Annotated in this window: 24 protein-coding genes; 7 read left to right on the forward strand and 17 right to left on the reverse strand. The window is 67.4% G+C overall.

Going from position 1 to position 23,562, the window contains the following annotated elements; all coding sequences use genetic code 11:
* Nucleotides 1-127 precede the first annotated feature (127 nt).
* The gene (locus tag AC1RSK_RS21060; RefSeq protein WP_492909647.1) at nt 128-1,447 is read right to left on the reverse strand and encodes a class I SAM-dependent RNA methyltransferase; all 1,320 of its coding nucleotides are present in this window, start codon (nt 1,445-1,447) and stop codon (nt 128-130) included.
* A gap of 108 nt (nt 1,448-1,555) precedes the next feature.
* On the opposite strand from AC1RSK_RS21060, the gene AC1RSK_RS21065 reads away from it, so the two are divergent.
* The gene (locus AC1RSK_RS21065) at nt 1,556-1,978 is read left to right on the forward strand and encodes a glycine zipper 2TM domain-containing protein (protein ID WP_492909648.1); all 423 of its coding nucleotides are present in this window, start codon (nt 1,556-1,558) and stop codon (nt 1,976-1,978) included.
* A gap of 55 nt (nt 1,979-2,033) precedes the next feature.
* Here the strand turns inward: AC1RSK_RS21065 and AC1RSK_RS21070 are convergent, their stop codons facing one another.
* The 4 genes from AC1RSK_RS21070 to AC1RSK_RS21085 form a co-directional block, all read right to left on the reverse strand.
* Complete coding sequence (locus AC1RSK_RS21070; protein ID WP_492909649.1) at nt 2,034-2,756, reverse strand: TlyA family RNA methyltransferase; 723 nt, start codon at nt 2,754-2,756, stop codon at nt 2,034-2,036.
* 186 nt (nt 2,757-2,942) lie between these two features.
* Entirely contained in the window at nt 2,943-3,935 is a 993-nt protein-coding gene (locus tag AC1RSK_RS21075) for an HlyD family secretion protein (RefSeq protein ID WP_492909650.1), read from the reverse strand.
* Nucleotides 3,936-3,956: 21 nt separating this feature from the next.
* Entirely contained in the window at nt 3,957-4,712 is a 756-nt protein-coding gene (locus AC1RSK_RS21080) for an ABC transporter ATP-binding protein (RefSeq protein WP_492909651.1), read from the reverse strand.
* A complete protein-coding gene (locus AC1RSK_RS21085) occupies nt 4,709-5,878 on the reverse strand; it encodes an ABC transporter permease (RefSeq protein ID WP_492909652.1) in 1,170 nt (389 codons plus the stop codon). The genes AC1RSK_RS21080 and AC1RSK_RS21085 overlap by 4 nt, the downstream gene beginning before the upstream one ends.
* A 172-nt stretch (nt 5,879-6,050) precedes the next feature.
* Between AC1RSK_RS21085 and AC1RSK_RS21090 the strand changes: the two genes are divergently transcribed.
* Both AC1RSK_RS21090 and hisN read left to right on the forward strand, forming a co-directional pair.
* Nucleotides 6,051-8,129 carry a S46 family peptidase gene (locus AC1RSK_RS21090; RefSeq protein ID WP_492909653.1) on the forward strand — a complete coding sequence of 693 codons (2,079 nt, stop codon included), beginning with the start codon at nt 6,051-6,053 and terminating at the stop codon, nt 8,127-8,129.
* Nucleotides 8,130-8,337: 208 nt separating this feature from the next.
* Nucleotides 8,338-9,162 (forward strand): histidinol-phosphatase, encoded by an 825-nt coding sequence (hisN, locus tag AC1RSK_RS21095; RefSeq protein WP_492909654.1) that lies wholly within the window; start codon nt 8,338-8,340, stop codon nt 9,160-9,162.
* Here hisN and AC1RSK_RS21100 read toward each other — a convergent pair.
* From AC1RSK_RS21100 to AC1RSK_RS21110, 3 genes are all read right to left on the reverse strand, one after another.
* Nucleotides 9,159-10,130, reverse strand: coding sequence for an alpha/beta fold hydrolase (locus AC1RSK_RS21100; RefSeq protein WP_492909655.1), 972 nt, complete (start codon nt 10,128-10,130; stop codon nt 9,159-9,161). The genes hisN and AC1RSK_RS21100 overlap by 4 nt on opposite strands.
* Nucleotides 10,127-10,792 (reverse strand): hypothetical protein, encoded by a 666-nt coding sequence (locus AC1RSK_RS21105; protein WP_492909656.1) that lies wholly within the window; start codon nt 10,790-10,792, stop codon nt 10,127-10,129. Before AC1RSK_RS21105 ends, AC1RSK_RS21100 begins: the two co-directional genes overlap by 4 nt.
* A gap of 112 nt (nt 10,793-10,904) precedes the next feature.
* Complete coding sequence (locus AC1RSK_RS21110) at nt 10,905-11,213, reverse strand: SCP2 sterol-binding domain-containing protein (protein WP_492909657.1); 309 nt, start codon at nt 11,211-11,213, stop codon at nt 10,905-10,907.
* A 143-nt stretch (nt 11,214-11,356) separates the two neighbouring features.
* On the opposite strand from AC1RSK_RS21110, the gene AC1RSK_RS21115 reads away from it, so the two are divergent.
* Complete coding sequence (locus AC1RSK_RS21115; RefSeq protein ID WP_492909658.1) at nt 11,357-11,965, forward strand: MSMEG_1061 family FMN-dependent PPOX-type flavoprotein; 609 nt, start codon at nt 11,357-11,359, stop codon at nt 11,963-11,965.
* A 166-nt stretch (nt 11,966-12,131) separates the two neighbouring features.
* Here AC1RSK_RS21115 and AC1RSK_RS21120 read toward each other — a convergent pair whose 3' ends face one another.
* From AC1RSK_RS21120 to AC1RSK_RS21130, 3 genes are all read right to left on the reverse strand, one after another.
* Nucleotides 12,132-12,815, reverse strand: a complete 684-nt coding sequence (locus AC1RSK_RS21120) for a hypothetical protein (RefSeq protein WP_492909659.1) — start codon at nt 12,813-12,815, stop codon at nt 12,132-12,134.
* Complete coding sequence (locus AC1RSK_RS21125; protein WP_492909660.1) at nt 12,812-13,702, reverse strand: class I SAM-dependent methyltransferase; 891 nt, start codon at nt 13,700-13,702, stop codon at nt 12,812-12,814. The genes AC1RSK_RS21120 and AC1RSK_RS21125 overlap by 4 nt, the downstream gene beginning before the upstream one ends.
* An 82-nt stretch (nt 13,703-13,784) precedes the next feature.
* Entirely contained in the window at nt 13,785-14,630 is an 846-nt protein-coding gene (locus AC1RSK_RS21130) for a class I SAM-dependent methyltransferase (protein WP_492909661.1), read from the reverse strand.
* A 216-nt stretch (nt 14,631-14,846) separates the two neighbouring features.
* Between AC1RSK_RS21130 and AC1RSK_RS21135 the strand changes: the two genes are divergently transcribed.
* A complete protein-coding gene (locus AC1RSK_RS21135; RefSeq protein WP_492909662.1) occupies nt 14,847-15,305 on the forward strand; it encodes an Hsp20 family protein in 459 nt (152 codons plus the stop codon).
* 77 nt (nt 15,306-15,382) lie between these two features.
* Here the strand turns inward: AC1RSK_RS21135 and AC1RSK_RS21140 are convergent, their stop codons facing one another.
* The 3 genes from AC1RSK_RS21140 to AC1RSK_RS21150 all read right to left on the reverse strand — a co-directional run bounded on the left by AC1RSK_RS21140 (nt 15,383) and on the right by AC1RSK_RS21150 (nt 18,488).
* On the reverse strand, nt 15,383-16,642 hold the full coding sequence (locus AC1RSK_RS21140) for a pentapeptide repeat-containing protein (protein WP_492909663.1): 1,260 nt from the start codon (nt 16,640-16,642) through the stop codon (nt 15,383-15,385).
* A gap of 85 nt (nt 16,643-16,727) precedes the next feature.
* Nucleotides 16,728-17,993 (reverse strand): pentapeptide repeat-containing protein, encoded by a 1,266-nt coding sequence (locus AC1RSK_RS21145; RefSeq protein WP_492909664.1) that lies wholly within the window; start codon nt 17,991-17,993, stop codon nt 16,728-16,730.
* A 54-nt stretch (nt 17,994-18,047) separates the two neighbouring features.
* A complete protein-coding gene (locus AC1RSK_RS21150; protein WP_492909665.1) occupies nt 18,048-18,488 on the reverse strand; it encodes a bifunctional diaminohydroxyphosphoribosylaminopyrimidine deaminase/5-amino-6-(5-phosphoribosylamino)uracil reductase RibD in 441 nt (146 codons plus the stop codon).
* 260 nt (nt 18,489-18,748) lie between these two features.
* Between AC1RSK_RS21150 and AC1RSK_RS21155 the strand changes: the two genes are divergently transcribed.
* Nucleotides 18,749-20,263 carry a tyrosine-type recombinase/integrase gene (locus tag AC1RSK_RS21155; protein ID WP_492909666.1) on the forward strand — a complete coding sequence of 505 codons (1,515 nt, stop codon included), beginning with the start codon at nt 18,749-18,751 and terminating at the stop codon, nt 20,261-20,263.
* Nucleotides 20,264-20,450: 187 nt separating this feature from the next.
* On the opposite strand, the gene AC1RSK_RS21160 is transcribed toward AC1RSK_RS21155, so the two are convergent.
* The gene (locus AC1RSK_RS21160) at nt 20,451-21,068 is read right to left on the reverse strand and encodes a hypothetical protein (RefSeq protein WP_492909667.1); all 618 of its coding nucleotides are present in this window, start codon (nt 21,066-21,068) and stop codon (nt 20,451-20,453) included.
* A gap of 1,129 nt (nt 21,069-22,197) precedes the next feature.
* Here AC1RSK_RS21160 and AC1RSK_RS21165 point away from each other — a divergent pair.
* Complete coding sequence (locus AC1RSK_RS21165; RefSeq protein WP_492909668.1) at nt 22,198-22,488, forward strand: DUF736 domain-containing protein; 291 nt, start codon at nt 22,198-22,200, stop codon at nt 22,486-22,488.
* 47 nt (nt 22,489-22,535) lie between these two features.
* Here AC1RSK_RS21165 and AC1RSK_RS21170 read toward each other — a convergent pair whose 3' ends face one another.
* Together AC1RSK_RS21170 and AC1RSK_RS21175 are read right to left on the reverse strand one after the other, a co-directional pair.
* Nucleotides 22,536-22,961: a hypothetical protein gene (locus AC1RSK_RS21170; protein WP_492909669.1), complete on the reverse strand. Its 426-nt coding sequence runs from the start codon at nt 22,959-22,961 to the stop codon at nt 22,536-22,538.
* Nucleotides 22,962-23,504 (reverse strand): hypothetical protein, encoded by a 543-nt coding sequence (locus AC1RSK_RS21175; protein WP_492909670.1) that lies wholly within the window; start codon nt 23,502-23,504, stop codon nt 22,962-22,964.
* Nucleotides 23,505-23,562 lie beyond the last annotated feature (58 nt).

The raw sequence follows: 23,562 nt of genomic DNA on the forward strand, positions 1-23,562 counted from the left end.
GTCTGGGGTTTCGAAGAAGCCGAAGAAAATAGGGTAGGCTTGGAGAGGACAGAGCCCCTGCCCTCGCCCCCACCACCGCTTCGCGGTCCCCCTCCCCCGTAAACGGGGGAGGATGGGGGAGGCGCCGTCAGCGCGAAAACACACCCACCAGCTCGACGTGCGGCGACCACAGGAACTGGTCGACGGGCAGCACCCGGTCCAGCCTGAAGCCGGCGTCGACCAGCACCCGGGCGTCGCGGGCGAAGGTGGCCGGGTTGCAGGAGACGCCGACCACCCGCGCCACCTTGGAGCGGCCGATCTCGCCGGCCTGTTCGAGGGCCCCAGCGCGCGGCGGGTCGAAGACCACCGCGTCGATCTTGGCCAGCTCGCGGGCCAGAACCGGCCGCTTGGTCAGGTCGCGGGCCTCGGCGGTGATGCTTTTCAGGCCCGGCGCGGCGCCGGCGGCGGCCTTGAGGGCGGCGATGGCCGGGGCGGAAGAGTCGACGGCCAGCACCGTCCCCACCTGCGCCAGCCGGAAGGTGAAGGTGCCCACGCCGCAGAACAGGTCGGCGATGCGGGCGGCGCCGCCGACGGCCTCGACGGCGAAGGCGGCCATGGCCTCTTCGGCCTGGGGCACGGCCTGCAGGAAGGCGCCGGCCGGCAGGACGACGCGGGCCGGGCCGAGGGTAACGATGGCTTCGCGGGCGACATAGACCGCCTCGCCGGCCAGGGTGACACGGGCGAAGTCGGCCTGCTGGGCGATCATCGCCGCCCGCACCCGGGCGTCGGCCGACAAGCCGCCGCTCTTGGCCTCGACGCCGGTGATGTCGATGTCCAGGCCGGTGCGGGTCAGGGTGACGTGCAGGGTCGGGGCAGACTTCGGATGTTCCAGGAACGGCTTGGCCAGGGCCCGCAGCGCCGGCAGGGCGACGACCAGGCGCGGATCGCTGATCGGGCAGACCTCGATGGGCACCAGCTTCCAGCTGCGCCGCTCCTTGAAGCCGACCACCGCCCCGCCCTTGGCCGCCCGCGCATGCAGGGCCAGGCGTCGGCGCGAGGCCGGCGGCGAGGCGAAGGTGGCCAGGACGTCGGTTTCCAGGTTCTCGCGTGACAGCGCCTCGACCACCCGTTCGCGCTTCCAGGCCAGATACGGCTCGGCCGTCCAGTGCTGCAGGGCGCAGCCGCCGCAGACGCCGAAATGCGGACAGGGCGGGGTCGCCCGGTCGGAGCTGGTCGAGAGCAGCGCGTCGATCTCGCCGCGCTCGCCGTCGATGCGGGCGCGCACGGTTTCGCCGGGCAGGGTCAGGGGGACGAAGACGCGATCGCCGATTCCGTCGCCTTGGGCGCCGATGCGTGTGATTTCGATGTCACGGGTGGTGGTCAGCGGCTTGCTCCTGGCGGAACCCGCCGGTTGGCAGGTTGTTATGGCTGTGAGCGTCCTGGCGCAAGCCATGGACGCCGGACACATCGATGAACCTCTCGGTCAGCCCTCGTTCAGGAACCGGTCTTCATCATCCATCAGGCGACCCCGGCGCCCCCCTGGCCGGGCCAGCCCGCAGAGAGAGAGGTATCTGTTATGCGTAAGCTGATTTCCCTGGCGGCCATGGCCGCCCTGGCCATTCCGGCCTTCACCGCCCCCACCGTGGCGGCGGCCCAGTCCTATCGCGACTACGGCTATGGCTCTTCGCCCTGCCACTATGAAAAGAAGCAATCCGAGCGGAAGGGCACCGTCGCCGGCGCCCTGATCGGGGGCGCGCTGGGCGCGGCGGTGGCCGGTGACGGCAACCGTGGCGAAGGGGCCCTGCTGGGCGGCACCGTCGGCGCCTTCGCCGGCAAGGAAGTCGGCCGCAAGAACACCCGCTGCGCCAGCTATCCCAAGCGCATCAGCTATCGCCGCGACAACTGCCGCTGGGTGCAGGAATATCGTGGCGGCCGCTGGCGCGGGTTCGAGGTCTGCCGCAACCGCAACGGCAACTGGCGCCCCAGCGGTCGTTATTGATCGCCGACTGACCTGAAACGATGAAGGCGGGCCCCGGGAAACCGGGGCCCGTTTTCTATTTGCGGGCCCAGAGCAGGAATTCGTGATTGCCGTCGCCGCCGGTGATCGGGCTGTCGGTGGTGGCTTCGACGCTCCAGCCCTGCGCCGCGACCCAGGCGGCGACCGTCTCCAGGCAGTCCTGACGGACGGTGGGATCGGTGACCACGCCCTTGCCGACCCGCTCGCGGCCGGCCTCGAACTGCGGTTTGACCAGCAGGACGAGGTCCGCCCCCGGGGCCGCCAGCGCCAGGGCCGGGCCGAGCGCCTTGGTCACCGAGATGAAGCTGAGGTCGCAGACAACCAGCTGCGGCGGATCGGGGATCAGGCCGGTGTCGAGGGCGCGGACGTCCTGGCTGGACAGTTCGATGACCCGGGGGTCCTCGGCGATGCGCGGATGCAGCTGGCCCTGGCCGACATCGACAGCGAAAACCCTCGCCGCGCCGCGCAGCAGACAGACCTCGGTGAAGCCGCCGGTCGAGGCGCCGACGTCGAGCACCGTGCGGCCCTCGACGGTCACCGGCCACAGGGTCAGGGCATGCTCCAGTTTCAGGGCGCCGCGCCCGACATAGGGATGGGCGGCGACGGCGGCGATCTCGGCGTCTTCCTCGACGGCCTGCGAAGCCTTGCTTATGACCCGCCCATCGACGCTGACCCCGCCCGCCTCGATGGCGGCGCGCGCCTTGGCCCGGCTGTCGAACAGGCCGCGGTCGATCAGCAGGAGGTCGAGACGTTTGCGCATTTCACTCCTATTCCTTCTCCCGCTTGTCGGGAGAAGGTGGCCCGCGAAGCGGGTCGGATGAGGGCAGCACCGGCCTCAACGGAAAAGGCAGCGCCAAGGCGGAAGCTGTCCACCTTCGGCGCTGCCCTCATCCGTCGGCCTACGGCCGCCACCTTCTCCCGACAAGCGGGAGAAGGATCAGCTCGCTCACTTCTTCTTCGTCTCGTCGGTCTTCGGCTTGGCGCGCACGGCCCCGGCCTTGAAGCCCGGCTTCATGAACTTGACCAGCACCCGCTGGCCGACCAGCAGCGGCGCGCCGTCGGCGCTGACCACCACCTCGACCACCCGCTCGTCACTGCGCTGGCTGGGATCGTCCGAGGCCAGCTTGCGGGCCCCGAACACTCCGGCCCGGCGCAGCACCTTGCCGACGTAGACCTTGCCCGGATCCGACTCCGGGGTGATTTCCACCTCCTGGCCGTCGCGGATGTTGGGGATGTCGGCCTCGACGATCTCGGCGCGGACGATGCGGGCGGTGTTGGGCTCGAGGTCGAACATGGTCGAGACGTTCAGGGTCGAGGCGCCGGCCCCCGGGTTGGCGTAGCGACGGGCGATACGGCCGTCGATCGGCGCCCGGATGACCGTCAGTTCCTGGGCGTATTCCGCCTCGCGCAGGGCGGCCTGGGCGGTGGCGACATTGGTGCGCTGGGCGACGATCTGGGCCTCCCAGTCGCGGATGTCGTCCATCTTCTGGTCCATCCGCTGCTTGGCCACGAAGTTGCTGGCCTGCAGCTCTTCCAGGCGGCGGTACTCGCGGCGGGCGGCGTTCAGCTTGACCTGCATCACGCCGATCTGGGCCTGGGCCTGGGCCACCCGGGCGCGGGCGCTGGCCACGGCCAGGCGCGGATCGTCGTCTTCCTGGCGGGCCAGGATCTGGCCGGCGGCGACGGCCTGGCCTTCCTCGACGTAGACGGCCTTGACTACCCCGCCGCGGCGGGCCGCGACCTGGATGATGCCGCCCTCGACGTCGGCCTTGCCGTTGCCGATGGCCGCGAAGGGGCTAGGCGGGATCAGCTTGGCCGCCGCCTCGGTCTTCTTCTTCTTGTCGGCGCTGGCGCCCTTCATGGCGAAGAAGCCGCCGACACCCACCACCACGAGGACGGTGATGATCCAGAACCAGGGTCTACGCAGGAAGCCGGGCATGTAGGGGTCGTCCTTGAAAAATCAGTGCGAGAGCGACGGCGGATTGGGATCGGGCGTGCGGCGCACGTCGTCCAGGATCCTGCCGTCCTCGATGTGGATCACCCGGTCGGCATAGGCCTCCAGGCGGGGGTCGTGGGTGACGCAGATCACCGCCGCGCCATGCTCGGTCGCGGCGCGGCGCAACAGGCGGATGACGACCTGGCCGTTCTGGCCGTCGAGGGCCGAGGTCGGCTCGTCGGCGAAGATCAGGTCGGGATTCTTGGCCAGGGCGCGGGCGATGGCCACCCGCTGCTTCTCACCGCCCGACAGCTCGGAGGGCCGCTGGTTGATCTTGGGCGTCAGGCCGACCTCGTCGAGCGCCAGCAGCGCCCGGCGGCTGGCCTCGGCCGGCGAGGCGCCCTGGTACTTGAGGGCGGCCATCACCTGCTGCTTGGCGGTCAGGGCCGGGAACAGGTTGAAGCCCTGGAAGATGAAGCCGCAGTGGTCGAGCCGGAACTTGTCGATCCGCCCGGACGACATGTCCCACAGGCTCTTGGCCTCAAGCGCCGAGACCTTGCCCTCGTCGGGCTCCAGCAGGCCCGACAGCGCCGCCACCAGGGTCGACTTGCCCGAGCCGGAAGGCCCCATGACCATGGTCACGTCGCCGTGGCGGGCGTCGAAGTCGATCCCCTTGAGCACCTCGATGAAGGTCTTGCCGGTCTTGAACCGCTTGACGATGCCGGTGGCCTTGAGGGCGACCGTGCCCAGCGTGTTGCTGGTCTTTCTCTTCGCGCTCATCGCAGCAGGTCCGCGGGCTGGCTGTTCTTGAGCACGCCGAGGGACAGCAGGCCCGACAGCATGGCGATGAGCAGCAGGAAGATGGAAACGGCGATGACGATGGTCGGCGGGAAGGCCATCGGCAGGGCGCCCATGGCCGCCAGCAGCGATACCCCCCAGGTCAGGAGCAGCGACATCAGGATGCCGACGACGCCGACCCAGAAGCTCAGCTCCATGACGATGACCCGCAGGCTGCCCATAGACACGCCCAAGGCTCGCAGTGAGGCGAACTCCTTGATGTTGGCCATGATCGCCCCGCGCAGGGTCTGCCAGGTGATCACCACCCCGATGAAGCCGGAGATGATCACCGCCGCGATCAGGATGATGGCGATGAAGCTTTCCTTGAACAGGGCGCCCTCGTTGGCCTCGGCCAGTTCGGCGCGGGTCCAGGCCTTGAACTTGCCGTCGCCCAGCTTGTTCAGCTGGGCCGCGACGATGTCGGCGCGGGCCGGGTCGGCGATCTGGACCATCAGCGGGGCGACGCGCGGGCCGGTGTCGGCCTCGCCCAGCAGGCGCAGGGTGTCGCGCGACATCACCACGGTGGGCTGCATCATGTTGGGATAGCCGGTGGTGACCACGGCCACGGTCACCGTCTTGCCGTTGTAGATGGCCTTGTCGCCCAGCTTGACGCCCAGCCGCTTCAGGGCCGTCTGGTCGATGGCCACGGTGTAGGGTTGGCGCAGGGTCTCGACCATGTCGTTGGTGTAGTCGGTCGGCACCGTCACATAGCCGGGGATGGCGTCGATGATGTTGACGCTGACGAACTCCATCTTGCGGTTCTTCGGCACGGTTCCCGGCGGCGCCGTGGGATCGATCTCGGTGATGTTCTGGAAGCGACCGCCGGAGCCGTCGATCGGGGCCACCTGCACCACCTCGGGATGGCCGATGACGATCGGCATCAGGCGGCGCGGCAGGCCGGACGGGCCGCCGTTGAACAGCGCCGTGGCCCCGGGGCCCAGCACCATGATGTCGGCGCGGGCGCGGTCGATCTGGGCGGTGAAACCCTTGCCGATACCCATGAACATGCCGATGAAAAACAGCACCAGCAGGCCAGAACAGGCCAGGGCGATGACGGCGGCCATGTAGCGGCGCCATTCGTAGATCAGCGTAGCCAAAGCGAGCGACATAGGCGCCTGCAACCCTCCCGAACTGAACGCGGGTATGAACGCAAGCAACGCATCCGTCCAAGTTAAATCGGGGTAAGGCCAGCCGGAGAAACTAGCCAGAGGGCAGGCCAGCGCGCTATTGCCGCAGGAAGACGCACGAAACTGCCGTCAATCCTCAGAGAAAAGAGCGTTTATGACCCGTATCGCGTTGATGGCCGGCATCGCCGCCGCCACCGTTTGCGCCGCCGGCGCCGCCACCCCCGCCCTGGCCGACGAAGGCATGTGGACCTTCGACAACCTGCCCACCGCCAAGATCGAAAGCGAATACGGCGTCAAGCTGGACGCCAAGTGGCTGGACCATGTGCGACTGTCGGCCGTGCGCATCGCCGGCTGTTCGGCCAGCTTCGTGTCCAAGGACGGGCTGATCCTGACCAACAACCACTGCGTGGTCGGCTGCACCAGCGCCCTCAGCTCGGCGACCACCGACTATGTGAAGAACGGCTTCCGCGCCAACCTGCGCGAGGAGGAGCTGAAGTGCCCGGGCCAGACGGCCGAGGTGCTGCTCTCCATCACCGACGTCACCGCCGAGGTGCGCGCCGCCGGGGCCGGCAAGACGGGCGAGGACTTCGTGAAAGCCCGCGACGCCGCCGCCAGCGCCGCCGAGAAAAACGTCTGCGGGGCCGAGGCCGGCGTCCGCTGCCAGGCCATCAGCCTCTACCGGGGCGGCCAGTACAAGGTCTACAAATTCCAGCGCTACACCGACGTGCGCCTGGTCTTCGCGCCGGAGTTCGACATCGCCTTCTTCGGCGGCGACCCGGACAATTTCAACTTCCCCCGCTACGACCTGGACGCGGCCTTCCTGCGCGCCTACGGCGCCGACGGCAAACCCGTGCAGAGCAAGCATTTCCTCAAGTGGAACGCATCCGCGCCAAAGGAAGGCGACCCGACCTTCGTGGTCGGCAACCCTGGCTCCACCGAGCGGCTGCTGACCGTTTCGCAGCTGGAGACCCAGCGCGACCTGACCATCCCGATCGGCCAGCTGCAGCGCTCCGAACTGCGCGGCCGCTACCTCGAGTACGCCAAGGGCGGCGAGGAGCAGAAGCGGGTCGCCGGCGACGCCCTGTTCGGGCTCGAGAACGGCTTCAAGGTCTATTACGGCCGCTTCCTGACCCTCAATGACAAGGGCTTCATGGACGCCAAGCGGGCCGCCGAGGCCGAGCTGCGGGCCAAGGTGAAGGCCGATCCGGCCCTGTCGGCGAAGCTCGGCGATCCCTGGGCCGACGTCGAACAGGCGCAGGTCGCCTACCGCGATAACTGGCTGGAATATCGTCAGCTGGAGACCGAGGCCGGCGGCGGCGCCCGCCTCTACAACTGGGCCCAGACCCTGGTCCGCGCCAGCCGCGAGAAGGCCAAGCCGGCGGCCGAGCGCTCGGCCGACTACAGCGACGCGGCCCTGGCCCGCATGGAACGCGGCGTCCTGGCGCCCAACCCGGTCGTCGCCCCCATCGACCAGCTGAAGCTCGAGCACTGGCTGCTGAAGACCCGCGAATACCTGACCGTCGACCATCCCGGCGTGAAGAAGATCCTCGGCAAGGAAAGCCCGCAGGGCCTGGCCGCCCGCCTGGTCTCCGGCAGCAAGCTGGGCGATCCGGCCCTGCGCAAGGCGTTGTGGGACGGCGGCCTGCCGGCCCTGGAAGCCAGCGACGATCCGATGATCCAGTTCGTGCTGGCCACCGAGGGCCAGGGTCGGGCGCTGAAGAAGGTCTGGGAAAGCCAGGTCACCGCGCCGGTCGATTCCGCCGCCGAGCGCATCGCCCAGGCCCGCTTCGCGGTCTACGGCGAGAGCGTCTATCCGGACGCCACCTTCAGCCTGCGCCTCAGCTACGGCAAGGTTCAGGGCTGGACCTGGCGTGGGACCACCGTGCCGGCCTTCACCAAGATCGGCGGGACCTTCGACCGCGCCACCGGCGAGGCCCCCTTCGCCCTGCCGAAAAACTGGCTCGACAAGAAGGCGTCGCTGAACGCCGAGACGGTGTTCGACTACGCCACCACCAACGACATCATTGGCGGCAACTCCGGCTCGCCGGTGATCGACGCCAAGGGCCAGGTGATCGGCGCCGCCTTCGACGGCAACATCCACAGCCTGGGCGGGGCGTACGGCTATGATGGGACGGTCAACCGGACGGTGGTGGTCTCGACGGCGGCGATCACCGAGGCGCTGACCAAGGTGTATGGGCAGACGAACCTGGTGAAGGAACTCACCGGCAAGTAGGCGGAGGTCGGGCGTCGTCCGCGGTCGAACCGCAACCGACGGCGCCCGATAATCCGGGGACACTATATAGATTTTCGATGGCTGATCTGCGCGGGCGAAGCGCGGCTCGTTGTCCGAAAATCTATATAGTGTTTCCGGATTATCGTCTTCTGACGGTGGGGATTATCCGGCTTGCCTACCAAACGGCGGCGGCTTACCCCTCCGCCCCATGGCCCTCTCCCCTGCCCTGCTCGCCGAACTCGACGCCTTCCTGGTCGAGCTCAACCGCGCCTCCGCCGCCGCCATCCTGCCGCTGTTCCGGGCCGATCACGGCCTTGAGGACAAGGGTCTGGCCGGGCCGCCGGGCACGGTCTTCGATCCGGTCACCGAGGCCGACAAGGCCGCCGAGCGGGCCATCCGCGCCCTCATCAACGACCGCTATCCGGACCACGGCATCATCGGCGAGGAATACGGCGAGGAGCGCGCCGATGCCGATTTCGTCTGGGTGCTGGACCCCGTCGACGGCACCCGCGCCTTCATCGCCGGCCTGCCGCTATGGACGACACTGATCGGCCTGCGCCATGAGGGCCGCCCCGTGCTCGGCTCGATCGGCCAGCCCTACATCGGCGAGCTCTACATCGGCGGGGCGGCGACCGGCTCGCGGCTGATGGCCCGGGGGCAGTCGACGCCGCTGCGCGTCCGCCCCTGCCCGAAACTGACCGAGGCCATCATCTGCACTACCGACCCGGCCATCCTGACTGGCCCCGAGCTCGGCTCCTGGACCCAGGTGCGCGCCACGGCCCGGCTGGCGCGCCTCGGCCTCGACGCCTATGGCTACGCCATGGTCGCCATGGGCAAGATCGACCTGGCCCTCGACACCGGCCTGAAGGTCTGGGACGTCGAGGCGGTGATCCCGGTCATCGAAGGGGCCGGCGGCATCGTCACCCAATGGGACGGCAGCCCGGCCCGCACGGACGGCGGCCAGTTCGCCTTCGCCGGCGACCGCGCCTGCCTGGAGGCGGCGCTGGTCACCCTGAAGCGGTCAGCCCACTAGGCCTTCGGGATCAGTCGATCCACGAACCCGTCGAAGGCCGCCCAGACCTGGCCGCGGATGTCATCGGTTTCCTGCAGCAGTTCGTGGAAGGCGCCAGGAATCTCGCGCCATTCGCCCTTGAGCATGCGGGCGACCACGGCCTGCTGGTCGCCGTTGTCGACCAGGGCCTCGGCCCCCGCCCCGAGCGCCAGCACCGGAATGTCGATCGCCGCCACCCGCGGGTCCCGCCTGAGCCAGCGCGAGGCGCTGAAAGCGAAGTCCAGCCAGCGCCAGGTGCCGGCCCCCAGCCGCATCTCGGGGCAGGCCTTCAGCTGCGCCAGGGTGCGGGCGTAGCGGGCGGGGTCGTGGGTCAGGATGTTGCCTTCGAACGGCCCGCCATGCGGATCGCCGGGGTTGCCCAGGATGTAGTTTCCGCCCTGCACCCGGGCCATCAACCAGGCCAGCGCCTGCGTCACGCCCTTCGGCCGGCCCGGCGTCTGGAGCCCCAGCATCGGGGCCGACAGGAAGGCTCCGACGAACTGCCTGGCATGTCCGTGGGCCAGCGCCAGGGTGGTCAGGCAGCCGCCCATCGAATGGCCCATGGCCAGCCAGGGCCGTGGCATCCGGCCTTCGAAGTGGTTTATCAGGCAGCCGTAGTCGGTGACGAAGTCGGCGAAGCCCGACGCATGGCCCTTCAGCGGGTCGGGCAGCAGCCGGTGCGACAGCCCCTGCCCGCGCCAGTCGTGGACCACGACGACGAAGCCCCGCGCCTGCAGCTCGGCGACCACCTCGAAATACTTCTCGATGACCTCCGACCGCCCCGGGCTGAGCAGCACCGAACCCCTCGTCGCTCCAGAAGAAGGGGGGCCGTCCGGCGTGAAGATCGCCCCGCGCAGCCGCGCCCCGCCCGCGCCGCGAAACCATTCGGCCACGCCGTTCGGCGGGACCGGGGCCTCTGGAATGTCGAGCAGGGGGGCGGCCAGGGTCATTTCTTCGGGCGCTCGTCGAGTTCGATGCGGCTGGGCGCGCGCGCCAGCTTGAGGGTGACGACGCCCGGCATCAGTTCGGGGTCATAGGCGGGGCCCATCTTGGCCATCGGCAAGGGTTTGGCGACACCCTTGGCGTCGATCGCCGTGCCGGAGCCGGCCCCGTGCAGCACCACCCGCTTGATCTTCGGGGCGGCGAAACCGATCAGCCCGGCCTTGGCCTTGATGGCCGCCTGGCACTGGCTGACGGCGGCGGCCAGGTCGGTGGCGCTCAGCGTCGCGGCCGGGGCGACCTTGGCCAGCATGGCCAGCTCGCCCTTGAATTTCGAGTTTTCCGGCGCGGCCATCTCGATCTTGGCCTTGGCCTTGATGTCGGCCAGGGTCGGCAGGCGCATCACCCGCCCGTCGGCGCCCAGCGGCAGCGGCGTGCGTGTCCCGTCGGCGGCCACCAGGGTCAGGGTCAGCGGCCCGCCCGATTCCATCTTGTAGAAATAGGCCATGGTGAAGCGGGTGCGGTCGGCGGCCGGAATGCCCAGGTACAGGTCGAGATAGGGAAACAGCTTGCCGATCTCGATGGCCTTCGACTTGGCGAAGGCCTGCCCGGCAAAACCGAGCGGCAGCAGGGCGATCAGGCCCGTCAGGGCGGCGCGGCGGGTGGTGGTCATCGAATGCCTCATGGCGGAACGCCCCCCGGCCTCCCCTGAACCAAGAAAGCAGAACGGCGCGGAAGGGTCACCCCCTCCGCGCCGCCCGCGAAACTCAAATGCGGTCCGGCGCCTACTGCATGCGCGCGAACAGGGCGCCCATCTTCGGCTGCAGCGACATGGCCAGACCCATGTCGGACAGCTTCAGACGGCCGCTCATGAAGGCCATGGTGGCGTCCAGCTTGCCCGCGCCCATTTCCAGCAGGTCGGCCAGCGAAATGGTCATGGTCAGGTCGGCAGGCGCGTCTTCGTTGGTGACCGTTCCGCCATCGATGTGGATGAAACCGTCGCCCTTCAGGTCGAACTTCAGGCTCTTGCCCAGGCCCGAGTCCTCGCCAACAGCGGCCTTCACGCGATCAGTCACTTCTTGCAGAGTCGTCATAGCCGCTCTCCCTAGTTGTCCGGCGGCAAAGCGATAGCTTGGCCCCGCAGTCCGGGCAAGCGAACAGCGGTTTGAGCCGATAAAAAAGTGACGGGGGCGACACTTTCGCTTACGCTGAGACTCATTCGCAACAGGAGACGCAGATGGCCGACCTGACGCTGGAAGACCTCGACCGCCTGTACAAGCCGATGAGCCCGATCGTGAAGGCCAAGGTGCTGGACCGGGTCGATCCGCACGGCGCGAAGTTCATTTCCCTGTCGCCGTTCTGCGTCGTCTCGGCGGCCGGACCGGACGGGGCCATCGACGTCTCCCCGCGCGGCGGCGAGCCGGGCTTCGTCAAGCTGGAGGGCGAGCGGACCCTGTTCCTGCCCGACCGGCCGGGCAACAACCGCCTGGACGTCATCCGCAGCCTGCTGGCCGGTCCCGGGCGGATCGGCATGATGTTCATGATCCCCGGCGTCGACGACGTCTACCGGGTCAACGGCAGTGTCACGGCCACCGACGATCCGGCCCTGCTGGCGCGCTTCCCCGAGTTCGGCAAGCTGCCCCGGCTGCTGCTGCGCGTCGCCGTCGAGGAGGCCTTCCTGCACTGTCCCAAGGCGCTGATGCGCTCACGGCTGTGGGAGGCGGACGCCCAGATCGACCGAGCCCTGCTGCCCAGCGGCGCCGAAATGGTCATGGACCAGCTGGGCCTGGGCAAGCCGCCGGTCAGCAACGAGGTGATTTTGGACGGCTACAAGGAGCAGCTCTGATCCTCCCTCCCCGAATGGGGAGGGCAGGCCGAAGGCCGGGTGGGGCAGTGGGTAACCACCGCCGCCCGGTAAGGCTTCTCAGCGCATCACCTCAAAAGCCAGTGACCGACTTCCCCACCCGACGCGCGTAACCGCGCGTCTGCCCTCCCCAATTCGGGGAGGGAGGTTAGCCAAACACCACGCCCGAGTGCTTCGGTCCGGCGAATTCCATCCGCATCGGGGCCTTGGTGAAGCGCAGCCTGGCGGCGCCGGACAGGGCGGTGGGGTTGAACGCCGGAGAGCCCTTGAACATCGGCAGCGGCGCGCTCCTGCCGTCGGCCATTACCGCCGTGCCGGCCCCGCCGCCCGGGAAGGCCACCTGGACCATCCGGGGAGCCACCAGGCCGAACTTGCCGGCCGCCTTCTTGACGATGGCGTTGGCGTCGTTGAGGCAGCCCGCCACCTGGTGGGCGTCCATCTCGATCGCCGGCTTGGAGCCCCAGACCAGGCCGATGCGCACCGAATAGCCGCTGGCGCTGGGCCCTTCGAAGACCATCTTCGACTTGTCGGTCAGCTGGCGCAGGTTCGGCTCCTTCTCGAACCGGCCGTCGGCGGCGATCGGCACGTCGGTGCGCTTGCCGTCCTTGTCGATCCACCAGGCCTTCACGCCCTTGGGCGGATTGCCATTCTGGGTCAGGTAGAAGTCGACCTTCAGCCGGGCCTGCTCGGCCGGGGTCATGCGCAGGAAGTTGTCGAGGAAGACGAACACCTTGGAGACGTCGGTCTCCCGCGTCGCCGCCGCCGCCGGCTGGGCCAGCAACGGCACAGTCAGGAGCGGGGCAAAGAACAGGACGCGGCGGCTGACGGTCATTTCGGCTTCACAAGCTTGAGGGTCATGCGGTCGCTCTCGCCGATCGCATCATACTTGGCGTGGTCGAACCCCGCCTTGGGCGGCTGGCCCCGCGGCGCGGACAGTCTGGTCGGCGGCAAGGTCCATACCCCATAGGGGTGCTTTCTGTCGTCTTTTGGGTTGGCGTTGATCTCACTGTCGGCCAACAGCAAGAATCCTGCCTCTTTCGCCAGTTGGATTGCATAGTCCTGCTGCACATAGCCGTCAGCGGCCAGCGGGTCCTGTACAGCGCCCGGGATGCCGCGATGTTCCTCGATGCCCAGCAGGCCGCCGGGCTTCAGGGCGGCGAAGGCGTCGCGGAAGGCCTTGTCGGCGATGCCGGCCGCCATCCAATTGTGCAGATTGCGCAGGAACAGCACGAGATCGGCGGTTCCGGCCGGGGCCACTGGGCCGCTGGTCGGGCCAAAGGCCGTGACCTCGACGGCGCCATAGACCTTCTTGTTGTCGGACAGTTTGCGCTTGTAGGCCTCGACCACCTCGGCCGCCTGGGGGTCGGTCGCCTCCAGGTTGGCGACGTAGAGCTTACCGCCGGTCGCATCGAGGAAGGGGGCCAGGATATCGGTGTACCAGCCAGCCCCGGGCCAGAACTCGACCACCGTCTGGCCGGGCTTGAGGCCCCAGAAGGCGAGGCTTTCGACCGGATGGCGCCAGGCGTCGCGGGCCTTGTCGGCGGCGGCCCGCCAGTCGCCGGCCACGGCGTCGGCGATGGTCGAAACCTTGCCGATCTCGGCGGCTTTGGGATCGCCCTTGGGGGCCTCTTCCTTCTTCTGGCCGCAGCCCGCCAGGGCCAGGCCGGCCGCGCCGGCCAGCAGCGCCCGGCGCGACGGAAGGAGGAGTTCTGAACGCATGCGTACCGTCACTTCAAGGATCGCCCCCGCGCTCGCGAACGTGCCCATAGCGGCTATGGGCGGCCGCGTCAAAATCCCGTGGCTACTTCGGCTTCACGAAGCGAAGCGTCATGCGATCGCTTTCTCCAACGGAATCAAAGGGCGTGTGATCGAAGCTGGGGTCGTCAGGCTGCCCGCGAGGGGCCGATTGCCGCACCGGCGGCAGGGTCCAGACACCGAAGGGGTGATCCTTGTCGTCCTTGGGGTTGGCGTTGATCTCGCTCTTGGCCGCCAGCTTGAAACCGGCCTTCTCGGCGGCCGCGACGACGAAGGCGGTCGACATGTAGCCGGTCGGCGCGCCGTCGGCCTGCGGCAGCGGGTCGGCCCGGTGGTCTTCGACGCCCAGCATGCCGCCGGGTTTCAGCACCGCGAAGAAGTCGGCCATCACCTTGTCCAGCATGCCGCCGCCCAGCCAGTTGTGGACGTTGCGGGCGGTGATCACCAGGTCGGCCGAACCGGGCGCTCCCAGCGGCGCCGACTTGGGCCCGAAGTTGGCGTAGGCGATGTCGCCGAACACCGCCTTGTCGGCGTACTTGGCCTCGAAACTGGCCCGGCCCTTCTTCGCCCCCTCCGAGAGGGCGGGATTACCGAGGTCGGCGACGCCGGCGATATAGGTCCCGCCGGTGGCCTTGGCGTAGGGGGCCAGGATCTCGGTCCAGTAGCCGCTGCCGGGGCTGATTTCGATCACCGTCTGCCTGGGCTTCAGCCCCCAGAACACCAGGCTGTCGTAGGGATGGCGGTGCGGGTCGCGGGCCACATGCGCCGCGCCGCGCTGGGGCCCGGCGATGGCGGCCTTCAGGGCCTCGTCGGTCTTGTCCTTGGCGAAGGCGGCCCCGCCGCCCAGGGCCGTGGCCCCCATCAAAGCCAATGCCGTGCGTCGCGCGATCATGCCGTCTCTCCCCGAAAACGAAGCGGCACCCTATCCCTCCATTTGGGTCGGCGAAACCCTGTTCCCCTGCCCCTTGAAACCAAACAGGCGCTCACCAATTTAGACCTCGAAGGCGCCGCAATCGGGCCTTCACGGGTTCGCGGACGAGGCCATTCGGGTCGTCCAGAGAGCTCGGAAACCGCAACCTTGCTTATGCAAAGAAGGATGTGACTGACCATGCGTACGATCGATTTTTCGCCCCTGTACCGTTCCGTCGTCGGCTTCGACCGGCTCGCCACCCTGCTGGATTCGGCGGCCGCTCAGGACAGCCAGGCGGGCTATCCCCCCTACAACATCGAGCGCACCGGTGAAGACGCCTACCGCGTCGAGATCGCCGTCGCCGGCTTCCGTCCGGAAGAACTGGCCATCGAGGTCAAGGAAAACCTGCTGACCGTCACCGGCCGCAAGGCGGCCAACGACGAGCCCCGCAAGTACCTGCATCGCGGCCTGGCCGAGCGCAACTTCGAGCGCCGCTTCCAGCTCGCCGACTATGTGGTGGTGACCGACGCCAACCTCGCTGACGGCCTGCTGGCCATCAGCCTTGAGCGTCAGCTTCCGGAAGCCCTGAAGCCCCGCACCGTGACCATCAACACCACCCCCGCCTCGACTTTGATCGAGAGCGACAAGGCCGCCTAAGCCCCAAGGCTGGCCTCACCAAGGAAAGGGCGGCGTCCCCAGCGCCGCCCTTTTTCTTTGGACGTCGACAAGGCGTCCTACTGCTGCTGTAGCCCAATCGCCGAGGCCAGGTCGGCGTCGCGGAAGCTGGTCGAGACCAGCCTGGCTCCCGTCAGGTTGGCGCCGCGCAGGTCGGCCCCGTCGAGGATGGCGCTGGTCAGGTCGGCGGATTGGGCGTGGGCGTAGCGCAGGCAGGCCTGGTTCAAGGTCGCCGGGCTCTCACGGCCGGGGCCCAGGGGCAGCACCCCGATCGCCGCCCCGCGCAGGTCGGCCTTGGTCATGTTGGCCCCGGCCAGCTTGGCGCCGCGCAGGTCAGCCCGCTGCAGGTTGACCCCACGCAGGTCCGCTCCCTCGAAGTTGGCCCCCTGCAGCTGCGCCCCGGCCAGGTTCATGCCGACCAGGCAGGCGCCTTTGGCGCTGAGCGCCGTCAGCCGCATCCCCTTCATCGCCTCGCCCAGCGGCCGCAGGTCGGCGCCGTCGATCTTGGCGGGGGTTCCTTCCTTGCCGCCCGTTTCACACCAGGCGTGGTTGGCCTTGAGCCGCTCCAGGCAGGCGACGGCGGCGGTCAGCGCCTCGCGCGTCGGGCCCGACAGGGAGCCGGCCAGCTTGGCCCCGCTCATCTTGGCCGTCGAGGTGTCGACCCCCGACAGCACCGCCCCCGACAGGTCGGCGCCCTCGAGGTTGCAGCCCCCGACACTGGCCCCGGCCAGGTCGGCCCCGACCAGGTTGGCGTCCTTCAGGTTGGCGCCGGTCAGGGTCGCCCCCTTCAGCGAGCAGTCGGTGAAATCGGCCGCGAAGGCGGAGACGCCATGGAACTTCGAGCCGTCCAGGGTGGCGCCGGTGAAGATGGCCTCGTCGGCCGAGCCGATGCGCGGCTCCTGGCGCAGGCTGTTCAGACCCTTCTGCGGATGCGGAATGGCGATCTGCCCTTCCCGGAAATCGGCCTGGGTCAGGTCGGCCTGGGTCAGGTTGGCGCCGCGCAGGCAGGCCCCGCGCAGGTCGGCCCGCACCAGCGAGGCCTGGGTCAGGTTGGCCTTGCGCAGGTCCGAGCCGAACAGGTTGCAGCGGTCCAGCCGGGTGCGGATCATCCGGGCGCCGTCGAGGACCGAGGCCGACAGGTCGGCGTCGGCGAGATTGCGGCCGGCGAAATCGAGGCCAGACAGATTGAGGAAGCGCAGGGAGGCGCGTTTGCCCCCCGGCCTGCCCTCCAGGAAACGCTCATGGGCCGCAACCATCATGTCCAGCTCGCCCTGGGTCAGGCGGCGCCGGCCGGTCATCGGCGAGTTGGTCAAGGTCACCAAAGCCCTTCCCCCCGAAAGGTCCGAATCAGAAGGGCCCGAGTTTAGCCGAACATTGGGCGCCGAAGCGTTAAGCTTAATCGGCTCAGCGCGCGTTCAGCGGACTCCAGTCCAGCCCCCGCGCCCCGGCCCGGATGGCGTCGGTCAGGTCGGCGCCCTTGGTCTGGGCGCCCGTGAAGTTGGCGCGCGACACATCGGCGCCGTTCAGCCGCGCCTGGCGCATGTCCGAGCGGGCCAGGTCCGAGCCTTTCAGCTGGGCCCCGGTCAGGTCGACCGGCAGCAGCCGGTCGGCGGTGATCATCAACGGCCCCAGTTGGGCCTCGCGCAGGTCCGAACCCGACAGCTTGGCCCCGGCCAGCCGCGCGCCCCGCAGGTCGGCGCGGCGCAGATTGCAGTTGCGCAGGTCGGCCCCCTCCAGGTGGGCGCCCTGCAGCTGCACCCCCTCCAGGTTCAGGCCGTAGAAGACGGCGGCCCGGCCCGACAGGGCGGTGAGGTTCAGCCCTTTCAGCGAGCCCAGGGCCCGCAGGTCCGCCCCGTCGAACTTCGACGGCGCCCCGGCCGCGCCGGCCGTCTCGCACCAGCGGGCGTGGTCGCGGATCATCTTCTCATAGGGCAGGTCGGAGACCGGGGCCCCCGCCGCCTTGTCGGTCAGGGCGCCCTTCATGTCGGCGCCGTCGACCTTCCACATGGTGGTCTTGGCCCCGACCAGGATGGCGTCGTGCAGGTCGGCGCCCGACAGATCCGCCCCGGACAGGTCGGCCCCGGACAGGTCGGCCCCGCCCAGCGAGCATTGCTTGAGGTTGGCGCGGACCAGCTTGGCGTCCTTCAGGATGGCGTCGCTGAAGTCGGCCTTGACCGCCACCACACCCGACAGCCGCGACCGCTCCAGGTTCGCCCCGGACAGGTTGGCCCCGCGGGCGTCGCCGGCCCGCACGGCGTGCTCCAGGATACGCAGGCCCTTCTCCGCGTCGGCGGCGGCGATGGCCCCCTCGCGCAGGTCGGCCTCGAACATGTCGGCGCCCGACAGGTTGGCCCCGCGCAGGCAGGAGCCGCGCAGGTCGGCGCGGCGCAGCGAGGCCTCGGTGAAGTCGGCCCCCTGCATGTCGGCCCCGAAGAAGCTGGCGTTGTCGAGCTTGGCCCCGACCAGTTTGGCTTCGCTGAGTTGGGCGCCGGTGAAATCGGCGTCGCACAGATTGCGGCCGGAGAGGTTCAGGCCGGTCAGGTCGGTGAAGCTGAACACCGCGCGCGCGCCGCCGCCCCGGCCCGACCACAGGCGGTCATGGCGGGCGCAGATCAGATCGACATCGGCTTGCGTCAGGCGTCTGGGCCCGGACGCCGGCGCGGCACTCATGCGCTGGGGCTCCAATTGGCCCTCACAGATGCCTGATCTTGCTTAACTTTCGCCTTACACCTTTTGGGTCAGGAACCAGGCGGCGTAGTCGAGTTCGACCATCGCTTCGTCAGCCAGCAGCCCGACCTCGACCGCGATTCCCGCCGCCCGCAGACGCTCGGACCCCCGCCCCGAGGCAAACGGCGAGGGATCGTCACAGGCGATGACGACCCGCGCCACGCCGGCCTCGACCAGCAACTCCGAGCAGGAGGTCCCGCCGGACGACCGCGCGCCGCACGGCTCCAGGGTGACATAGGCCGTCGCGCCCCTGGCCTCGCCGGCGGCTTTCAACGCCTGATCCTCGGCATGCGGCCGCCCGCCGGCCGCGGTGGCGCCGGTGGCCAGGATCACGCCGTCCCGCGCCAGCACGCAGCCGACCACCGGATTGGGCGCGGTCTTGCCGAGATTGACCTTCGCCGCGGCGATGGCCGCCCGCATGAACTGCTCGTCCGTCATGGGCCCCTAAACTCCGCTCATCCCCGCGAAAGCGGGGACCCAGGTGTTTTTAGCGCAGGTTCGGCCGCGATGTTTGCCCGCCGCATACCCAGAAAACAAAAAAGCCTGGGTCCCCGCTTTCGCTGGGATGAGAGCCTTTTACTAAATAACTAGAAACATTCAACAATTTTTGCTATGATCCTCTACACAAGGCCTGCACAGGTACGGCAAATCAATGACTTAGCGCCGCGACCTGCACAGTTTCTACACAGGGGGGAATTATGGCATTCGTCACCGACAAAGAGGAACTCAAACCGGGCCTCATCCTTTTCCGCCGCGCCGACGTGGCGCACCGGAACTGGTACTGCCGCGTCCGGGTCGCGGGCGCGGACCGCTACAAGACGGTTTCCCTAAAGACACCCGATATCAATGCTGCCCGCTCGCTGGCGTGGGACCAGGACGGCGAAGTGCGTTACGCCATCAAGCACGACGTGCCGATTTTCAATCGCCCGTTCCGCGATGTCGCGAGGGAGTATCTGGCGACGCAAGAGGCGCGCTCACGGCGCGGCGAGATCAGCAAAATGCGTCCCATCAAGATGCAGGCGGTGATCGAGCAGACGCTAAACGACTATGTCGGCTCGACGCAGGTGCACCGCATCGGCGACGAGCTTTGGGAGGGCTATCCCGCATGGCGCCGCGAGAACGGCGAGGGCCGCAGCGCCCGCAACGGCGTGCGCGAGGTCGGGCCGGAGCTTGCCGGCAAGCTGGTCGCTCAGGAACGCGCGATGCGAGAGAAGTCGCGCACGTCGCGGGGCTTCCGCGCCCGCCCGTCGAAGACGGCGGACGTGGAGGCAGCCATTGCATCCAAGCTCGCCGCGCCCGTGCCGTTCGTCAGCGACGCCACCATTCGTTTTGAAATGTCGATTTTCGCCGCGATCATGAACTTCGCGATCAAGAAGCGCTACGTCCCGGCAAGCCAGCGCTACGACGAACGCCCCAAGCTCAAGAAGATGCGGCGGGACGAGTTCACGGTCGAAGAGTACCGCAAACTGCACAGCGTCGGCCGCCAATGGATTGGATCGAACACGGCGGGCGAGCCCAACGCCGCGCCGGCGACGTGGTATCGCACCGTCACGTACAACATGATCCTCATTGCCTGTAACACCGGCATGCGGCCTTCGGAGCTGAAGAACCTGCGCTGGCGCGATATCGGGCCGGCGAAGGATCGCGACGGCCGCGAGATCGTCGTGCTGTTCGTCCAGGGCAAGGGAAAATCACGCAACCTCGTCGCCCCGAAGAGCGTGGGCGACTACCTCGAACGCATCCGCAAAATCTCGAAGGCGACCCAGCCCGATGATCGCGTTTTCACGACCATCGACGGCAAGCCGAGCCAGTCTCTCTACAAGCACCTCATCGATGATTTGCTGACCCGCGCCGGCCTTCGCCTCGGCGCGGGCGGCACGCTGCGCTCGACCTACAGCTTCCGCCATACCTACGCGACATTCCGCCTTGGCGAAGGCGTCGACGTGTATTTCCTGGCCGAACAAATGGGGACATCGGTCAAGATGATCGAGGACCACTACGGCCACGTGAACACCATCAAACATGCTGACCGCGTTCTGCAAGGCATGGCCGGATGGGACCCGGAAGGGATCGCAGACGATGTAAGTGAGCAGAACGCCAAGCACGCCAAGGCAGCCTCCACCCGTCAAGCGACGGAGCCGCGCCGACAGGGCAAATCCTCGACCCGCAGTCCGGCCGGAAACAAGCAGCGAGCCTCGCTGCGCCGGAACTGACGGCGGGCTTCCCTTCCTGTCAGCTTTGCCGATGCGCCGCTGGCGCATCTGAATCGGCGAAATGACGAAGCGGGCAAGTGGATCAAAGGCGCGTCGAGCCTCGATGCGACCCGCTTGCCCGCGTCTTCCGCAGCTTGGCCCAGCTGCCGCCGGCATCTGGGATGGGCAGAGCAAGGCCTTCGCTCAATCACGCGCCCGCCGGGCGCGGCTTGATCAGTTTGCTTCCCTCATTCACGGCGTCCATGACGCCGCCGCCGAGCCTCATGTCCAGCATCAGCATGAGGTCGGTGAGATCGGCGTACTGGACGAATGCGCCCAGCCGCCGGTTGGCCTTCATCTGGGAGTCCTCGCTATGCAGCGCGGCGCCCCAGTTTTCTGAAAAGGCGCTGCTGGAATTTGCCGCGCGCGAGGTCGGCGTCAGCCGGATGAAGTCGAATCCCTTCAGCTCAGCGATGCGGCGGTTCAGGGCGTGGCTCAGCACCAGGTCTTGAATATCCTTGTCGGGAAATGCCCGGCGGTAGGCTCGCCGATAACGGCCGTAGGCCCGGTGCACCCACACCTGGAGAGGTTGGTGAAAGATCGCCGAATTGGGATGATCCCAAATGGGATATTGGGTGTCGATTGGCGGGGCCGGGTGGGCCCTGACGAGGAACGCCGTGCGGGCTCCGCGCCCGGAGAGCACCTGCACGATATCCCCCACATAGTCGGTGATCGCCTGCTCGTTGACCGCGCCAATGGGCACATGAAGACAGGTCGGGACGCCGAACCTGTTGAGTGCCCGGTCGCTGGCGATTGGGTCGATCATCTTTCATTACATCCGGCGACCGGTGATCAGTCACATCAGCGTTAACACGGGCAGATGGCATTGTGGCGCGCCACAATCATCACCACCTCGATATCGAGAGTGTCTGCTTCCTCCCGACTGGCAATCAACCGGAAGGAGGCAAACATGGACGAAGGCCCATGTTCTCAACGACGGCGTCCCAATTCCCGCCAAATAGCTCGGCGACGAAAACGGGTTGCCGCCTACGGAACTCGGCTTTTTTCCCTAGTGAATGCGTTGGGTGGCACCGAGGTTGTGTTTCAACTTGGGAGCCTGAGAGTGAAGACCACTGTTGGAACAATCTTGATCCACTGGGCGGTCGGATATCTCACCCCGTCGTTTTTCCACTGGGGCGTTCTGTTTTTCGGCTGAGTCCCGGGCACTGATGAGTCCTGTTGGCTTGGACGAAAAATGACCCCTGTTTGCGACAGCCTCGCGCAGGGGGTCTTTTATGCCCAGCCTGGGCGGCTAAAGCAGGCGCTCTCACCCCACCCTGCGAATAGTACGCCCACGTTGGCGCTCCGCTCGCCGCCAGACGGCGAGCCCCTAAACCCGCCGCCTTATCGCCCATACGAGCCGTGAGAGCGCCGCGACCAAGGCGGCCAGCGCGCCGATTACTGTGCTGATGTCCGTGCATGTCATAGATCCTCCTTTGTTGCCCGCGCGCGCCATGCGCGACGGATGAGGAGGCCCGACCGAGCAGTTGGCCGGTTCGGAACAGGCTGCTTGCACCGCCACGCGGGGCGGAGCTGCACAAGCCGTCAGGCGCGGAAGCGAGCCGCCTTGCAGGATCGGCCTGCTCGGTAAACTCCTCCAGCCGCTCGTCATGGGCGCAAGGGCACGCGAGGGTCTGTGCCATCACGGGCATTGCCGGAAATCGTCCTGGCCAGCCTTTGGATTTCGCCGCCACACGGCGTCCTCGTAAGTCGCGCAAGGTGGGGCCTTGGGCGTCGGGTTCAACGAGAATTGTCCCCTGGCTACGCCATTCCTCGCGCCCGCTTCGCTGCAAAATTCACGTACCGCCTGCGGCGTGAGCCCGCCGCTCCCGCGGCTCCTGAGGATGCGCATACGAGGCCGCGCGGTGCGGCGTCGGCAACCAAAGGAGGACACTATGAATATCGGCAATTTCACGCATGACGGCAAAAATTTCACCGGCACCATCGCCACCCTGGCGATCACCGCCCGGGTGACCATTCGACCGGTCAAGACGACGGCGAAGAGCGCCCCGGACTTCCGGGTCTACGCTGGCGACTTGGAGGTCGGCGCGGGCTGGAACAAGATCAGCAAGGACAAGCGCTCATTCGTCTCGATCAAGCTGGATGATCCCAGCTTCACCGCGCCGATCTATGCGGCGCTGTTCGAGGGCGAGGATGGCGAACACAGCTTGCTGTGGAATCGCTAGGTCGAAGGGGCGGCGCAAGCCGCCCCTTCTTAGGCCGGCCGATAGGCTCAGGGCTTCTTCCGATCGCTGTTGCCACGCGGATCGACCGTCGCAACCCCCTTTTCGTTCGTTGGCCCCTTTGGACCTGGCACTGTTTGGTTGAGTGGCGGGGGCTCCGCTTTGTGGTGCGGCACCCCACTTTGCTCAGCCGGATGGAAGACAACGCCGACGGCGACCGCTAGCGCACCGAGAATACCGTAGAAGGCAGACAGCTTGACGTCACTGGCAATAAAATTGCGAAAAGTAACCACCCACTTGGGGTCACGCTGTGAGATGTTGAATTGGTCTTTTCGACCACGCAATGCGAACAGGCCAGCAATTGCAACTTGCACAGCGCCGAGCACCACGTAATAGGCCTCAAAATGGCTACCGAGAAACAGGCCCGGAACCATCGAGAGCACGCCAGCCACTACGAGTAGCAGACGAGTGAACACCTATCCCCCCTGGAAGGCGAAAACGGCTTCGATTAACGTTGCAAAGGATCTTGGCGTAAAAATGTGAAAACGCAGCCCGCTCACGATATCGCCGAAGACTTCTTGGTCCATCATCACGGAACTGAAATATTCGTTCCGCTCGGCATGCATTTTGGTGATACCGGTATCTTTGACCTTCGACTGCTTTCGCAGGAACTCGGAATTCATCATCGACTGAATGAATTCCATGGCGATGTACTCGCAGATCGGGAACGCTGCAGTCTGTACGTACTTGTCTTCGGCCGCAGTGTATTTTCTGTTTGCGCGGACAAGGCTGCTCCCCTGTGTGAGAGCCGCAGTGTTGCCTTGAACGGCTTCTTGGATGGCTAAAGTGGCCTTTTCTACGAAATAGCGCGGCCGCTGCGGCGGGCTGATCGTAATAGGCTTCAGTTCGGCAACCCAAAAACCCAAGTGAGCCAGCTCTTTGCGGTGGCTCAGTTCCTTGAGGTCGATCTTGTGGAACATCGCCGTGCTGATCGCGGCGTCGTAGGCCTGAACGACCAAATTGGGCTCGAGCCTCAAGGGTACCTGGAGGCGTCGTGCATGTGATTTGGATAGCTCA

The organism is Caulobacter sp. GW821-FHT11A05 (assembly GCF_058809015.1).

Bases quoted from the DNA above. Each gene is read 5' to 3' on its own strand.
- AC1RSK_RS21100 (WP_492909655.1), bottom strand. From the start codon at position 10,130: ATGACCCTGGCCGCCCCCCTGCTCGACATTCCAGAGGCCCCGGTCCCG.
- AC1RSK_RS21075 (WP_492909650.1), bottom strand. From the start codon at position 3,935: ATGCCCGGCTTCCTGCGTAGACCCTGGTTCTGGATCATCACCGTCCTC.
- AC1RSK_RS21125 (WP_492909660.1), bottom strand. From the start codon at position 13,702: ATGCGTTCAGAACTCCTCCTTCCGTCGCGCCGGGCGCTGCTGGCCGGC.
- AC1RSK_RS21070 (WP_492909649.1), bottom strand. From the start codon at position 2,756: ATGCGCAAACGTCTCGACCTCCTGCTGATCGACCGCGGCCTGTTCGAC.
- AC1RSK_RS21150 (WP_492909665.1), bottom strand. From the start codon at position 18,488: ATGACGGACGAGCAGTTCATGCGGGCGGCCATCGCCGCGGCGAAGGTC.
- AC1RSK_RS21085 (WP_492909652.1), bottom strand. From the start codon at position 5,878: ATGTCGCTCGCTTTGGCTACGCTGATCTACGAATGGCGCCGCTACATG.
- AC1RSK_RS21080 (WP_492909651.1), bottom strand. From the start codon at position 4,712: ATGAGCGCGAAGAGAAAGACCAGCAACACGCTGGGCACGGTCGCCCTC.
- AC1RSK_RS21130 (WP_492909661.1), bottom strand. From the start codon at position 14,630: ATGATCGCGCGACGCACGGCATTGGCTTTGATGGGGGCCACGGCCCTG.
- hisN (WP_492909654.1), top strand. From the start codon at position 8,338: ATGGCCCTCTCCCCTGCCCTGCTCGCCGAACTCGACGCCTTCCTGGTC.
- AC1RSK_RS21155 (WP_492909666.1), top strand. From the start codon at position 18,749: ATGGCATTCGTCACCGACAAAGAGGAACTCAAACCGGGCCTCATCCTT.
- AC1RSK_RS21115 (WP_492909658.1), top strand. From the start codon at position 11,357: ATGGCCGACCTGACGCTGGAAGACCTCGACCGCCTGTACAAGCCGATG.
- AC1RSK_RS21065 (WP_492909648.1), top strand. From the start codon at position 1,556: ATGCGTAAGCTGATTTCCCTGGCGGCCATGGCCGCCCTGGCCATTCCG.
- AC1RSK_RS21090 (WP_492909653.1), top strand. From the start codon at position 6,051: ATGACCCGTATCGCGTTGATGGCCGGCATCGCCGCCGCCACCGTTTGC.
- AC1RSK_RS21120 (WP_492909659.1), bottom strand. From the start codon at position 12,815: ATGACCGTCAGCCGCCGCGTCCTGTTCTTTGCCCCGCTCCTGACTGTG.
- AC1RSK_RS21105 (WP_492909656.1), bottom strand. From the start codon at position 10,792: ATGACCACCACCCGCCGCGCCGCCCTGACGGGCCTGATCGCCCTGCTG.
- AC1RSK_RS21160 (WP_492909667.1), bottom strand. From the start codon at position 21,068: ATGATCGACCCAATCGCCAGCGACCGGGCACTCAACAGGTTCGGCGTC.
- AC1RSK_RS21135 (WP_492909662.1), top strand. From the start codon at position 14,847: ATGCGTACGATCGATTTTTCGCCCCTGTACCGTTCCGTCGTCGGCTTC.
- AC1RSK_RS21060 (WP_492909647.1), bottom strand. From the start codon at position 1,447: ATGTGTCCGGCGTCCATGGCTTGCGCCAGGACGCTCACAGCCATAACA.
- AC1RSK_RS21145 (WP_492909664.1), bottom strand. From the start codon at position 17,993: ATGAGTGCCGCGCCGGCGTCCGGGCCCAGACGCCTGACGCAAGCCGAT.
- AC1RSK_RS21165 (WP_492909668.1), top strand. From the start codon at position 22,198: ATGAATATCGGCAATTTCACGCATGACGGCAAAAATTTCACCGGCACC.
- AC1RSK_RS21110 (WP_492909657.1), bottom strand. From the start codon at position 11,213: ATGACGACTCTGCAAGAAGTGACTGATCGCGTGAAGGCCGCTGTTGGC.